18 protein-coding genes are annotated in these 13,782 nt (G+C 42.3%); 7 read left to right on the top strand and 11 right to left on the bottom strand.

Features of this window, described 5'->3' with window-relative positions; genetic code table 11:
- The first annotated feature begins 83 nt into the window (after nt 1-83).
- On the top strand, nt 84-689 hold the full coding sequence (locus CVN76_RS13660) for a hypothetical protein (RefSeq protein ID WP_100531704.1): 606 nt from the start codon (nt 84-86) through the stop codon (nt 687-689).
- Between the two features lie 224 nt (nt 690-913).
- On the opposite strand, the gene CVN76_RS13655 is transcribed toward CVN76_RS13660, so the two are convergent.
- From CVN76_RS13655 to CVN76_RS13640, 4 genes are read right to left on the bottom strand one after another with little or no spacing between them, the layout of a single operon-like run.
- Nucleotides 914-1,522, bottom strand: a complete 609-nt coding sequence (locus CVN76_RS13655; protein WP_100531703.1) for a flavin reductase family protein — start codon at nt 1,520-1,522, stop codon at nt 914-916.
- A 20-nt stretch (nt 1,523-1,542) separates the two neighbouring features.
- Entirely contained in the window at nt 1,543-2,151 is a 609-nt protein-coding gene (locus CVN76_RS13650; RefSeq protein WP_100531702.1) for an alpha/beta hydrolase, read from the bottom strand.
- Nucleotides 2,148-3,098 (bottom strand): ring-cleaving dioxygenase, encoded by a 951-nt coding sequence (locus CVN76_RS13645; protein ID WP_100531701.1) that lies wholly within the window; start codon nt 3,096-3,098, stop codon nt 2,148-2,150. Before CVN76_RS13645 ends, CVN76_RS13650 begins: the two co-directional genes overlap by 4 nt.
- A 24-nt stretch (nt 3,099-3,122) precedes the next feature.
- Nucleotides 3,123-4,100: a ring-cleaving dioxygenase gene (locus tag CVN76_RS13640; RefSeq protein ID WP_100531700.1), complete on the bottom strand. Its 978-nt coding sequence runs from the start codon at nt 4,098-4,100 to the stop codon at nt 3,123-3,125.
- Between the two features lie 215 nt (nt 4,101-4,315).
- Here CVN76_RS13640 and CVN76_RS13635 point away from each other — a divergent pair, with 215 nt between their 5' ends.
- On the top strand, nt 4,316-4,930 hold the full coding sequence (locus CVN76_RS13635) for a nitroreductase family protein (RefSeq protein WP_198512559.1): 615 nt from the start codon (nt 4,316-4,318) through the stop codon (nt 4,928-4,930).
- 145 nt (nt 4,931-5,075) lie between these two features.
- On the opposite strand, the gene CVN76_RS13630 is transcribed toward CVN76_RS13635, so the two are convergent.
- Genes CVN76_RS13630 through CVN76_RS13620 form a run of 3 tightly spaced genes read right to left on the bottom strand, consistent with a single transcriptional unit; the run spans nt 5,076 to nt 7,367 of the window.
- Nucleotides 5,076-6,128, bottom strand: a complete 1,053-nt coding sequence (locus CVN76_RS13630; protein ID WP_100531698.1) for an alpha/beta fold hydrolase — start codon at nt 6,126-6,128, stop codon at nt 5,076-5,078.
- Complete coding sequence (locus tag CVN76_RS13625) at nt 6,121-6,582, bottom strand: hypothetical protein (protein ID WP_100531697.1); 462 nt, start codon at nt 6,580-6,582, stop codon at nt 6,121-6,123. The genes CVN76_RS13630 and CVN76_RS13625 overlap by 8 nt, the downstream gene beginning before the upstream one ends.
- Nucleotides 6,583-6,605: 23 nt before the next feature.
- Nucleotides 6,606-7,367 (bottom strand): SDR family oxidoreductase, encoded by a 762-nt coding sequence (locus CVN76_RS13620; RefSeq protein WP_232732228.1) that lies wholly within the window; start codon nt 7,365-7,367, stop codon nt 6,606-6,608.
- A gap of 248 nt (nt 7,368-7,615) precedes the next feature.
- Here CVN76_RS13620 and CVN76_RS13615 point away from each other — a divergent pair, with 248 nt between their 5' ends.
- A complete protein-coding gene (locus CVN76_RS13615) occupies nt 7,616-8,071 on the top strand; it encodes an OsmC family protein (protein ID WP_100531695.1) in 456 nt (151 codons plus the stop codon).
- Nucleotides 8,072-8,119: 48 nt separating this feature from the next.
- Here CVN76_RS13615 and CVN76_RS13610 read toward each other — a convergent pair whose 3' ends face one another.
- The gene (locus CVN76_RS13610) at nt 8,120-8,371 is read right to left on the bottom strand and encodes a YkuS family protein (RefSeq protein WP_100531694.1); all 252 of its coding nucleotides are present in this window, start codon (nt 8,369-8,371) and stop codon (nt 8,120-8,122) included.
- 99 nt (nt 8,372-8,470) lie between these two features.
- On the opposite strand from CVN76_RS13610, the gene CVN76_RS13605 reads away from it, so the two are divergent.
- Together CVN76_RS13605 and CVN76_RS13600 are read left to right on the top strand one after the other, a co-directional pair.
- A complete protein-coding gene (locus CVN76_RS13605; protein ID WP_100531693.1) occupies nt 8,471-8,605 on the top strand; it encodes a YuzL family protein in 135 nt (44 codons plus the stop codon).
- Nucleotides 8,606-8,938: 333 nt separating this feature from the next.
- The gene (locus tag CVN76_RS13600; protein WP_232732227.1) at nt 8,939-9,139 is read left to right on the top strand and encodes a hypothetical protein; all 201 of its coding nucleotides are present in this window, start codon (nt 8,939-8,941) and stop codon (nt 9,137-9,139) included.
- Nucleotides 9,140-9,435: 296 nt separating this feature from the next.
- On the opposite strand, the gene CVN76_RS13595 is transcribed toward CVN76_RS13600, so the two are convergent.
- The 3 genes from CVN76_RS13595 to CVN76_RS13585 all read right to left on the bottom strand — a co-directional run bounded on the left by CVN76_RS13595 (nt 9,436) and on the right by CVN76_RS13585 (nt 12,106).
- Entirely contained in the window at nt 9,436-10,374 is a 939-nt protein-coding gene (locus tag CVN76_RS13595) for a magnesium transporter CorA family protein (RefSeq protein WP_061140310.1), read from the bottom strand.
- 319 nt (nt 10,375-10,693) lie between these two features.
- Complete coding sequence (locus CVN76_RS13590) at nt 10,694-10,966, bottom strand: hypothetical protein (RefSeq protein WP_100530157.1); 273 nt, start codon at nt 10,964-10,966, stop codon at nt 10,694-10,696.
- A 60-nt stretch (nt 10,967-11,026) separates the two neighbouring features.
- Nucleotides 11,027-12,106: a nitric oxide synthase oxygenase gene (locus CVN76_RS13585; RefSeq protein WP_100531804.1), complete on the bottom strand. Its 1,080-nt coding sequence runs from the start codon at nt 12,104-12,106 to the stop codon at nt 11,027-11,029.
- Nucleotides 12,107-12,357: 251 nt separating this feature from the next.
- Between CVN76_RS13585 and CVN76_RS13580 the strand changes: the two genes are divergently transcribed.
- The gene (locus CVN76_RS13580) at nt 12,358-12,681 is read left to right on the top strand and encodes a winged helix-turn-helix transcriptional regulator (protein ID WP_100531691.1); all 324 of its coding nucleotides are present in this window, start codon (nt 12,358-12,360) and stop codon (nt 12,679-12,681) included.
- 153 nt (nt 12,682-12,834) lie between these two features.
- On the top strand, nt 12,835-13,752 hold the full coding sequence (locus CVN76_RS13575; RefSeq protein ID WP_100531690.1) for an NAD(P)/FAD-dependent oxidoreductase: 918 nt from the start codon (nt 12,835-12,837) through the stop codon (nt 13,750-13,752).
- Nucleotides 13,753-13,782: the final 30 nt, after the last annotated feature.

The raw sequence follows: 13,782 nt of genomic DNA, 5'->3' as shown, positions 1-13,782 counted from the left end.
GAACCGTATTACGGGAAATGTCCAGTACATTTCCAATTTACTACATATCATGCTGTAAAGAACATTTTGAAAGGAACGCCGCAATGGAAAATGATATGTCAAAAGAGAGATCCAGCTCTTTCGAAAGCAACGATGAAAATGCAGATCCATCAGAACATGCTGTCAGTGAATATGAGCTGACTAAGCAAGCATTCAACGGGCCGATCGGGCCTGTCGGATTAAACGCATCCGGGGCTTTGGCGTATGGCTCCGTTTACGGATCGAGTTCCGCCGGCCCTGTAACTGCTGATTCAGTAGTTGATTTTACTTCTTCTGGTCCACTATTGAATACAACTGTCAATTTACTTGCAAACACCGTAACGGTGGCAGCGTCCGGCACATATTTGATTCACTATAATATTAGCCTGGGATTTTCGGTTCTATCTACTTTGATTGCTGGTTCAAGCAGGATTGTGGATGTTGCCCTGAACATAAACGGCACGGAAGATCCGAATAGCTTCAGTACCTATTCCATTACAAACTTTTCAGGCGTAGCGGCGACGTTGGCCCAGTCTGGAACGGTTAGTAAGAGCATTATCAGATCAATGAACAGCAACGATACCATCACGCTCAAATTCAGGAGTACATCCACTGGTTCGGGGACTGCCACATATACATCCCCTTCCCTTATCATCATTAGAATTGAATGACCTCCCACATACCCTTAATTAACGAAAACAAGATATTCTGTCTGACAATAATCCAATCGGAAAAGGGAACAAGGCGTTTTCTATGAAACTTTTACTGATTTTTGCTTGGTCGAATCCAAATGGCAGTGGATTTGTGGCGGAAATGACGGGTGACATCCGGCAATAGGAAGCGTCTCAAAAAAAAAGGTATCGGAATGGATTCCCTTCCGATACCTTTATATGGATCAGGGACGAACGATATCAAATAACTCGCCCAGTTTTGTGTAGGTCTGGCCTGCCAATCTGGCTACAGGCTTCAGTCCATTTGGGTCAATTCGTCCATTATGATAAATCTCTTGCTTTATATGGTAGCGGACTATTTTCCCGATCAATAAATCACAACCCGGTTTTTCCGGTGTGCCTGCTAACGGTATGGCTTTTTCCAATGTGCATTCAAAACGGACTTTCGCTTCAAGTAACCCTGGTACGGATACGACATCACTCTCAGTGGTTGTGAAATTGGTCAATGCAAGCTCGCTTTCTTCAGGCGGAAGTTCCTTGGCCGTTCGATTGGCTTCCGCAACATTTTCTTCATCGGTGATATGAACGACGAATTCTCCAGTTTGGATGGCATTTCTCGCTGTATCCTTGGAAACTCCTTCTTTCCGTTGCACAGAAATGGAAATCATCGGAGGATTGGAACTGACAATATTAAAAAAACTGAAGGGAGCTATATTGAGCGTCCCATTCGCAGATTTTGTCAAAACAAGGGCTATAGGTCTAGGAATGATGCTTCCTGTCAAAAACTTATAGTTTTCCCTCTCGGTTAAGCTTTCAGGAATTACGGAGATCATTTATTTCCCCCTTTCCATTCTTATAAAAAGTTTCTATGAAACCAAGATCCTGCTGCCTCAACCTCTGAGCGCGTCAACTGATGACCGAAGCTTTCCCAGTGATTATCCACCTTGGCGCCTGCTTCCTCTAAAATCCGGGTAAGTTCGTTCGTTTCTGCTGCCGGGCAGATCGGATCGTTATTCCCGGCAGAGATAAAGACAGGCATATCAGAAAGGGGCGGCAAGGCAATCCCCCGCCTTGGGACCATCGGGTGATGAAGGATCGCCCCCTGCAAAGCCCCTTTGTAATGGAACATCAAACTTGCAGCTATGTTGGCACCATTGGAATAGCCTAATGCCACTACCTTGTTTTTATCAAAATCATACTCTTTTGACGCCAATTCCAAGTAATCATAAAGTTCCTTTGTACGAAGGATTAAATCTTCTTCATCAAAAACCCCTTCAGATAACCGCCGAAAGAAACGGGGCATTCCATTTTCAAGCACATTTCCACGTACGCTCAACACCGAAGAACCAGGTGAAACCATTTCCGCTAGTGGCAGGAGGTCCGTTTCCGTTCCGCCTGTACCATGTAAAAGCAAAAGCACCGGTGCTTCTACATTACTTCCTTTTTGATAAATATGTTTCATGATTTATCCTCCTCCAATACTCGCGGCACTGCCGGCAGCAGCGTTTTTTCCATGTGCTCCCGCTTTTTTTCGAGCCAAGGGGGCAGCATCAATTTACTGCCCATCGTTTCCTTCGTTTCATCGTGGGCGAATCCGGGAGGATCTGTGGCAACTTCAAAAAGCAAGCCGCCATCTTCCCGAAAATAAATGGCATCGAAGTATTGCCTGTCTTTAAATGGCGTCACCCCGTATCCATGGTTTCCGATATGCAGTCTCCAATCTTTATGATCATCAGAATCACTCGCCCGCCATGCAATATGATGAACCACTCCAACTCCCATTTTACCAGTTGGCAAGACCGTTTTCCTCACATCGATTAAATTACCGATGTCCGAAGCGGATTTGAAACGGATGTAGTCCCCCTCTTCCCCCACTTTCTGCAGGCCCATCACATGTTCCAATAATTCCATCGTCTTGGTCGGATGCGCTGACAATAAAACGGCACCGCCGAATCCTTTGACAGCATTTTCAGAGGGGACCCCGCCAAAAGACCACCGGTTCGTTTTCCCTTCCTTACGCTCAACCAGTTCAAGTTGTAATCCGTGTGGATCTTGAAATTTCATATAATCCTCGCCGAACCGGCTCGTTTTTTCATAATCTATGTTGAATTTATCCAATCGCCTTTCCCAAAAAGCCAGCGAATCCTCAGGAACGACATAGGTTGTAGTCCCGACTTGACCTGATCCGACTTGACCTTTATAGGCTGCAGGCCAGGGGAAGAAAGTGATGATGGAGCCTGGGGACCCCGACTCATCTCCAAAATATAAATGATAGGTCCCTGGATCATCAAAATTGACGGTTTTTTTCACCATCCTTAACCCTAATATTCCAGCATAAAAATCAACATTTTCTTGGGGATCACCGACTATTGCGGTAATATGATGGATTCCATCCGTTTGCTTAATCATGCCGATACCTCCCTTTCCGTAAGATTAATTGGTCGTCTTTGTATTCAGCGGTTTTAGCTTAGATTCAATTTCTTTTCTTTTCGATTCCAGAAAAGGGGGTAAAGCAAGGGTTTCACCTAGATGCTGCTCCGATTCATCCGTTGCAAATCCGGGGCCATCGGTAGCCAATTCAAATAATATGCCATTCGGTTCCCTAAAATAAAGGGAGCGGAAATAAAAGCGATCCACATATCCCGAATTCGTGAATTTGGATTCATTGATTTTTGCTATCCAATTTCTCAATTCTTCTTCATTATCGACCCTAAAAGCGACATGGTGCACTCCGCCCCTACCTAATCGTTCGCGGGGGATATCCGTCCTTTCTTCAATATGGATTTCCGCTCCTGTTCCACCCTCACCTGTCTCGTAAACGACAATCGGATTTTGTCCGCTTATAGGCGACGGATATGTGCCTGATTTCCTGAACCCTAGCAATTCAGTTAAAACAGCTTCTGTCCGTTCAATATTTGGTACGGTAAGTTTGACTGGTCCCAGACCAAGAATGAAATACTCTTGGGAAACAGGGCTTCCCTCCCAGGGGATTCCACCTTGGACGCCCCTATTTTCCTGATCGGATACAAGAAGAAGCCTCTGGCCCTCCGGATCTCTAAATGGCAGGACCCGTCGCCGAAAGCGGGTCGATACTTCATCATGATCCACATCGAACTCGATAAAACGTTTTTTCCAAAATTCGAGTGCTTCATCATTACTCACTCGTAAAGAAATTTCCGAAATGCTATTATTTCCTTCATGCGTCCGTGCAGCATGGGGAATTTCAAAAAATGTCAGTTCCGTACCCGGTGACCCGATTTGATCGCCATAAAATAAGTGATACACATTTATATCATCCTGATTCACCGTTTTTTTAATTAATCTCATTCCCAACACTTTCGTGTAGAATTCAAAATTGTTTCCCGCTTTTGCTGTAATGGCCGAAACATGGTGCAATCCCTTTAGTTCCATCCGTATCACTCCTATCTTTATTATCAATCTTTCCTTAACCAAGAAAAATTAACGCTGATATTTTATCTCGAATCCGAGATATTAAATCAACAATAAATACCTTTAATAAAAATATCTTGATTTAAAGATAATTGATGAAAGCCCATTTGTCAACCTTTCCTATCACCCGTATCATAAAAAAACGAATTCAGGTCAAAATAAGGTCGGTATAGATGATGGAGGTGTGCTATTTGACTAAGGATTTTTATAACGCAATTGAAGATAGGCGCTCTTTTTATTCTCTTAGCAAGGAAAAGGTTGTCCCTCATAATCGGATTAAAGAAGTGATCGACCATGCCGTTCAATATTCTCCTTCCGCCTTCAACTCCCAAAGCGCCAGGCTGGTTGTTTTAACCGGTCAAAACCATGATCTGGTATGGGATATTACGAAAGAGACATTACGAAAGGCCGTCGGTGAAAAGGACTTTGGCAAAACGGAGGAAAAAATTCAATCATTCAAGAATGGCTATGGTACTGTGTTATTCTTTGAAGACCAGGTTATAATTGAAAGACTCCAAGATCAATTCAAAACATATTCCGAAAACTTTCCGATTTGGTCTTACCAATCATCAGGCATTTTACAGTTTGTTGTGTGGACTTCATTGGAAATCGAGGGCTTTGGTGCGAGTCTTCAGCATTACAATCCGTTGATTGACGATGAAGTGAGAAAGACATGGGACATTCCCCCACATTGGAAGCTCATTGCCCAGATGCCCTTTGGAAAGGCTACTGCGGAACCTGGTGATAAAGCATTCAACCCAATAGATGAACGAGTGAAGTATTACCAATAATGATTTTGGGCTGGCTCGATATGCCGAGCCAGCCCCTTAATATGATGTCGACTAACAATCCAGGAATGTTGCACTAGACCTCGGGAATGGCATGAACTTCCCTTTTTTATCCGCTGCGTTCCCTATTGCATCTCCTATACAGATCTTATTGAATGGGAGAAGAACGCTTAGGCAGCCAATCCTTTAAATAAGATGGTAAACTCCCCGCATATTGCTTGGATGCATGTCCACTTTTTAATACTTTATATGTTTTATCTTTACAAGTTAAATGGTCCATGACCGGATGAATCATTTCCTGGGGGACCAAACGATCATACTTACTAGCAATGACCAATACATTGGCATTGATTTTCGATAATTTCGCTTTTTTTCCCCGTACCTTGAATCCGCCATTGACCAAGCGGTTCTTTATCAAAAGATCCTTGGTTATCTGTTTTGCGGCGGCTCCCGATAATGGCACATGTCCATTGGCCCAGGCATTGAAACGGCGCCAATTTTGTACATATTTCTCGTCATCGGCTTGATTCAGCAAGGATAAATAGGGTGATAGATAGACGGGTGAGGTAATTAAGCGAATTCCATATTTAACAGCACTGGCTGGAATCGTTTGATATATATCGATCGTCTCGTCGAAATCAGCAGTGCCTTCTTTCATGGCTTCCTGCCACTGATCGAAAAATTGCGAGGCGCTGAAATCGATCGGGGTAACGGAGAGGATTAAATTCTTGATTGGCTCGTCTGCAATGGCTGCATAAATGGCCGATATCGTGCCACCCAGACAAAACCCCATGACGGTAATTTCTGATGCCCCTGAATGGCGCAAAGCACGCTTTACTCCGTTTTGGATATAATCGACGATATAATCTTCTATCGATATTTCTCCATCCTCAAATCCTGGACTTCCAAAATCAAGTAAATATACGTCGAACCCTTCATTAACGAAAGACTCTATTAAACTATTCCCCGGAGACAAATCAAGGATTAAGGGAGTATTAATCAATGAATAAATGAGAAAAACCGGCACATCATATTTTTTTTGTGCCGATGGATAGTGCCACAGTGTGGATTTATTTTTTTTCCACACTGGAATTTTCGGTGTGAGTCCCATTTCAGGCATAGGTTGATTGGGAATATTCAAAAAATGTTTCCATTTGGGCTCGATCCCAGCTTGATTTGATGGCACTTTCCGTTTAGACATTATTATTCTGTCCATTGCCCTCAGGTAACTTTGCACTTAATAACAAGGATTCCGTGATGAAATCCGATATCCTTTTTTTACTCCCTTCCTTTTCAGAGGAGCTGCTTCTTGACTTCTTCTTTCCCCGTGATGAAGAACTCCCGCTTTTCACATACCCGTTCTTTTCAAGGCTTGAAAGCATTTCTTCTAACCTATCAATTTTTTCTTCTAGCTGGATGACCAATTTTGCTACAGTTGCCACGTCTTTTTTTGTAGGATAATTCATGATGATTGACATTCTTTCTGACGCTTCCTGCATCCTATTTATCTTTGGAACCTGCAGTTGTGCGTTTTCACTTACGGATTCCAATAGTTTGCGATTATTGAGCAAGCCTTGAATGCGGCTATTCAGCTCTTGCTCTTTTTGAGATCCAAGCAATTTTAGCCCTTTATAAAAATCTGTCTTTTTCGCCATATATATCTTCCTTTCTTCTCCGTTTACACTAATGCCGATATTCCTCCGTCAATGATTAACACATGTCCAACCATATAATCAGATGCCTGTGAAGCCAAAAATACGGCTGCCCCCTTCAAATCAGCTTCATTTCCAAAGCGGCGGGCAGGGGTTTTGCCAAGAATATCATAATTTGATTTTTCAAGGATTTTCTTGGTGATCTTGGTCGGAAAAAAACCTGGTGCTATTGCATTGACTTGGATATTATGTCTAGCAAGCTTGACTCCCAGGTCCTTGGTCATCGTAATGACAGCGCCTTTACTCGTGTTATAAGCAATGGTATCCAATAGTTCCGGAAATGTGCCCCCAAGACCCGAAACGGATGCTATATTGATGATTTTTCCCGAATTTTGCTGCACCATGATCCTTGCAACCGCCTGTGAAAATAAAAATGTGCCTGTAACATTGACATTCAATACTTTCTCCCATTTTTCCTTAGGAAGATCTAGCATCGGGCCTGACCAGGACGTACCGCTATTATTGACGAGAATATCGATCGTTCCGAATTGAGCAACCGTTTCTTGCACAACAAGATCAACTTCACTCTCGCTGGTGATATCGCACTCAAAAGCCCTTGCTTGTACGCCAAGAGCCTTCAGCTCCTCGCATGCTTCTTTGCATGCCGCAAGATTCCTGGATGCAATGACGACATTAGCTCCAGCCTCGCCCAATGCCATGGCAATCTGCTTGCCCAATCCTCTTCCGCCTCCGGTGACAATAGCCGTTTTATTTGTTAAATCGAACATATCACTCAATGTTGTCAACTTTTCAGCCCTTTCTGTCATGATTTATTATGGAGATAAACTATCTATATCATTATAGAAAAGCCCGGCCGATATTGTGCTTAAAATAGCCTAATGCCTTAGCCTTTTGTTTCACGAGCCGTTCTCCTTCGAATGACTATTTTCGAACTGTTCCCTCTAAAATTTAGAGCAAAATCACATACTAAACTGCCTTAATCGTTTAGACTAAGGGTTATGAAGGAGGTTTTACTATGACAATGCATCACTTTCATTTAACGGCCTCATGGCCTGGCGGCAGAAATGATATTGGCACAATCCATTCGGGTAATCTCCAGACAGAGATAAGCATCCCCACCGATATGGAAGGACCCGGGGTTGGCACCAATCCCGATGAAATGCTTCTTGGAGCAGCCTCTACCTGCTATATCATCACCTTGGCAGCAATGCTGGAGAGAAGCTCGATCAAAAATCATAGCTTGACCATGCAGTCCGAAGCATTGGTCGATGTTACGAACGGTGTATTCACCTACAAGAAAATCATTCATCGCCCGACACTTGTATTGGCACCGGACACTTCTGAAAAAACGGCCGAAAAAGTGAGGAAACTTGCTGAAAAAGCAGAATCCTCCTGTATGATATCAAGAGCGGTCAAAGGGAATGTAGCAATAGAATTGGACGCAACCATTTCTATTGCTCAGCAAACCTGACCAAAAGAAAATGCCTAACCTCGCAAAAGGGTTAGGCATTTTTTGGAACTATTGAATTGCGTTCAACTTGTTTTCAACCTCACTGCACACTTGATCAGCCGTTAAACCATTCGCTTCGATGATGGACGCCTTCAATGAAGTATCGCTGATTCCCATCACATTGCTTTCCAATCCTGTCACTACACAACAATCCAGGTTTTTTGCGTCAGCTTCTTGTTTAATCTCAACTACATCAAAACCTTTTTCACGAAGTGCTTCCTGAATGTTCGTTAATGATTCTTCAACACCGATTTTTGACATGAACACACACCCCCTCTACTTGCTAACCTGTCCTTTTTCCCTTCTATATATGTATAGAAGGGAAAGGAAATAGGGAAAGTAATCTTGAGGTGATGAATTATGAATGGAAAAAACAAAAAAGATGCCACACAAACTCGTTTAGGTTCTTCTCAAATAGAGGGGCAAGGCACCACTACGAAAGAAACCGGGTCCTTCAATCGGCCCTCTTCCCTAAAAAAGCAAAAGCGTTCTTGACAAACCGATCACCATTCACAAAAACGCTTGGTTCCACCGCCAAGCGTTTTTGTGTTTCTTGTTCAGTTGTCCTGTCGTTTTACAATCAAGCTTTCATCCATTTATTTTTTTAATTTCCCACAAACCATTCAGTCAGTTAATCGATCTTGGGCATTGGTTTCCGCACCCTGCTTTTCCAGTTCGGAACCTTCCAGGTGCAAAGCTTGTGCCTCTAATATCTTTTCAAGAGCGGCTTGATCGGTTCATCTTCCCTTCACCTGTTTCTCTACAGTCACCAAACATGAGAATATTGATGAATACCCCGTTCCATTTCATGCAAGAATAACAATGGAGGTGGTTTTTTTGGAACCAAATAAGCCAGGGAAAAAGAATATTCCGGATTTTAAGGAAATGAATGACCGAGTCTTCAGGGAGGCTTCCCAAAGTCCACGTCTAGTCATCGGAACAAACTTGGATGCCAAGAACGTAAAGGACGGAAACCCCTACTCCGATAGAATTAACAGTGAAGGCTTTGAAGACTATTTTGAGGAATGAAAAAAACCGGCTTAAAAGCCGGTTTCATTTTGTTATGATAAGGGACTCCACCTTGTTATTCATGAAGTGGAATGGAACGGAGGGCGCGACACTCCTGCGGCTAATACGGTCATTGGGGAGACACCACAGGCGCATGTGCGCCGAGGAGGCTCCCCGACCGCACGCGGAAAGGGAGCGCCTGCAGTGAAATGAAACGGGTCTAGGACAAATAATCATTATGAAACAAAAAAACCACAGGCAACTCGATAAATCGAGTATGCCTGTGGTCTGAATCCGGTTTAACAAGCCAATCTTCCTTAAAAATATTTCTTCTTCCAAAAAATGAATGCTGTCGTTCCAGCTAAAGTGATGGCAATCAATAAAGTGAAGATAAAAGCATACGAATTTTGCTCGAACGGAAGTTTCACATTCATCCCATAAAAACTCGCCACCATCGTCGGAAGCGTTAAAATGATGGTAACCGAAGTTAAAAACTTCATGGCATTATTGACGTTATTGGATATGATCGAAGCAAATGCGTCCATCATCCCACTCAGGATGGAAAGATACACCTCTGCCATTTCGATTGCCTGGGCATTTTCGATGATCACGTCTTCAAGCAATTCTTTATCTTCTTCATACATTTTCAAATAATTAAAGCGAAGGATCTTATCAAGCACGACACGATTCGATTTTAATGATGTCGTGAAATAAACAAGACTTTTTTCCAAAGCGAGAAAAGTATATAACTCTTTATTTTTCATGGATTGGTGCAATTCCCGTTCCGCTTCATTGGTCATTTTATTAATCTGTTTCAAGTAACGTAAATAATAAGATGAAATTTCAAATAATAATTGCAAGGCAAACCTTGTCTTTTTGTTGGTGAAAAAACCTTTGATTTTATTATTCTTAAAATTCGCTAATATCGGTGTTTCCTTCAAAGATACGGTAATGAAGCAATCTTTGGTAAAAATCATCCCGATGGGAATCGTTTCAAAAATGGGTAAGTTGGCCTCGTCACGGGTCAAATACGGAAAATCGACAATGATTAAAACATTATCATCTTCTTTTTCAATCCTCGGCCTTTCCTCATCATCCAGTGGATCTTTCATGAAATTGACTGGTAGCTCCAAGGTGTTGCAAATGTATTCAATTTCTGCTTCTGTAGGTGCGACAATGTTCACCCACGAGCCTTTAGTCATCTCCTCGATATTGTTCAAGAGACGGTTTTCATTCGTTTTGTAGATTTCAATCATTCGTTGACCTCCTCATCTTTAGAGGAAGCCCTATTTACCTTCTTCGAGCAGATACTCAGGAAGAATAACAGTCTCGACGTCAAGCATCATATTGGCTTCCTCTTGCTTTCTGGGTTCAGGATCATAAGAACTGCTGCTCACTCGTATCCACTTCCTTTCGATTCTTTTATCTTAATCCTTATTCTTTTAAAGCACAATAACGAATTTCCTTCTTGGATCCCTCGCTTTAAATTCAAAATTATCTGATTTATCAACCACTAACGACCGGATTTTATTCATGAAAAAATCGCTTGGGAATTCCCAAGCGATTTGCACTACCTTAACCATGCTTTGCATTATTATAATAATGGACCCCATACATGGCGCCTTCATCGACCATTTTATTGTCCTCATGATCATATGGATCTGGGTGACCCGCCTTTTCAATCAAAGGATCCAATTCTGAACACTTCCTATTTAAAAAGCTCATTGTCTTATCTTTTGCACTAATCCAAATATCTTTTACTTTACCTCTGTTCGCTTTAGTTGTTAAAAATGAGACTCCGGCAACTCCGACTCCAAATAACACTACGTTTTTCCCTAATGCCATCATTACCATCCTCCTTAAATTTGGATTTATATATGTATACCCGCTTCAGGGTCATGTAAACCTTTATTTATATGGAGGCTTTTGATAAAAGAAATTCGGCTTCAGTATTTCATTTTTATACGGTTTATGAAAAACGTGTGTGGTTGCTGGTGAAACAGGGGGGATCAACCATGTCCAGTCCCCGGTTACGTTCCGGTCTTTTGAAGCTTCTTTTTCTTCAAATTTCTTGAATTGCTTTGCCGCAGTATGATGGTCGACGATGCTGACCCCATTTTTCTTGAACGAATACAGGACAGCTTCATTCAATTCAATCAGAGCACGATCCTTCCATAAATTAGAATCACGTTTGATATCCAGACCCATCCTCTCGCCGATTATCGGAAGCAGATTGTACCTCTCTTCATCAGCGAGGTTTCTAGCCCCGATTTCCGTTCCCATATACCATCCATTAAATGGGGCAGCGGAATAGGTTATGCCGCCGATTTCCAGCCTCATACCTGATATGATCGGGACAGCATACCATTTTATTTGAAGCTCTTCAAACCAATTGTATAGCGGGTGGCTGAGGGGAACTTCTTTCACGAGTCGTTCTGGAATATCATAAAGCCTCGGTCGATTGCCATCCAGTTGGAACACAAGAGGCAAAATATCGAACGGGCCAAACTTTCCTTCCCAGCCTAATGCCAGACACTGCTTCGTAAATTCTATCGAGCTTGGATCACCGATGATGCCATGCTCCGTCTCATATCCGGCATAACGAATAAGCTGATGATTCCAAATATCCACTTTTTCTTTCTGTTCATCCTGTTTGAAAATGGTAATCATGGGCCTGATGTTTCCGTTATTCGTAGCGTACTCGATATGTTCAAAAAGAGATGAAACAATTTCTTCCTCACTTTGAACCATCCTTTTATCAAGCACCCGCAGTGATTCCCAAAACAAGCGTCCGATACAGCGATTACTGTTACGCCAGGCTAACTTAGCGCCATATACCAATTCTTCATATGTATGTTCATATTTGTTTGTATCATTGATTTCTCTCTTGATTTGCTCGATTCTATCATTTATTTCGTCTTCGGTTTTAGATAATTCCGTATAGCTTGACCTGATAAAGGAAATGGCCTCTTGCAGTAAATCACTCATCTTTCCCACGGATCCTTCCATTTGCAAAACTTTACTTTCACTACTAAAGTAACATATTTCTTGGAGAATCTCTAAAAGAACCACCTTGGAACAGGCATTTCTTTTCCTGATGGAAGTAATTCTACATCATGATACTTAAAGTAAGTTCATATATTATTTACACTATAACATCTCTAGTAACTAAATAATAATCGGTAAAGTTGTTACAGAAGAGGTAAATGCATTATAATATAGTAATATGGGGTGATATGATGAATAATACGACACTTTGTCCACGATTTGAAAAAGGGATGCAAATCTTGAGTAAACGCTGGACTGGATTGATTGTCAATCAATTGCTAAATGGCCCTCAACGGTTTTGTAATATTGAATCTGCCTTCCCGATTAGCGGCAGGATCTTATCTGAACGTTTAAAGGACTTGGAATTGGAAGGTATAGTGAAAAGGGATGTTTATCCTGAGACACCAGTCAGAATCGAATATTCCTTAACCGAAAAGGGCATGGCGCTCGCACCGGTAATGGGTGAAATTCAAAACTGGGCGCAAGAATGGCTTGAACCAATCCAGAATCAATAACATAGGCATACTGTAATGAAAAGGAAAGATCGCTGCACGGCGTTCTTTCCTTTTTTATATGCTGCATTTGTTTAACCTTCCAATACTGGTGGTATATTTTTCACAGATAGAACCACACTAGGCTTATCCAAAAATTGTATGGGCGGTGAATTCATGAAGCAAGCAGACTGCATTATTATCGGTGGAGGTATCGCAGGTCTTCAGGCTGCCATCCAGCTCGGCAGATATAAACATGATATTATCGTGATTGATTCAGCTCACGGCCGCTCTTCCGTCGCAAAGGCCTATCACAACATTCTTGGTTGGCCAGATGGGGTAAGTGGCAACCAATTAAGGAATTTGGGCCGGCAGCACGCAGAAAAATTCGGAGTGGAATTCCTGGATGATACGGTCACATCACTTGAAAAAATAGAGGACAAGTTTATCGTCCGCACAAAGAACGACAGTCACTATCAATCCGAAACGATATTTCTTGGTACGGGCATTACTGATAATATTCCTCCGATCAAAAACATTTACTCCACTCTCGGAACATCGACTTACATTTGTCCAGACTGTGATGGATATGAGATCATGGATAAACAAACCGTTGTGCTTGGAGGCGGAAATACAGGGGTCAAAATGGCCTTGGCACTATTATATTGGTCAAACGATATCCTGTACGTAAATCACTTGAAAACAACCATTGATGAAAAGGAACGGGAGAAGCTGAAGGAAAGCCAAATCCCCTTATTCGAGGAAGAGGTCGAGGAAGTACTTGTCGATGATGAACAACGGTTGACTGGGGTCCGATTGGTAAGTGGCAAAATCATTGAAGCCACAAAAGCTTTTACCGCGTTCAAAGGAAACAAACTGAACAATGAACTTGCGTTGCAATTAGGCGTGCAGGTAAATGAAAACAATCATGTCGTAATCCATCCTCGCACTAAAGAAACGAATATTAACGGGGTGTGGGCCGGCGGCGACCTGATTGCTCATTCGGAACAAGTCACCATCTCCATGGGTGATGGAACCCAAGCAGCGATTTGGATTCACAAGAGACTTCTCGGGCAGCCACTTCCCTATGATTAATGCGAACCATACCGAAAATAGGAGGGCGAC

This window comes from Bacillus sp. mrc49 (genome assembly GCF_002803435.1).
This window is presented reverse-complemented; position numbering and strand designations above follow the sequence as displayed.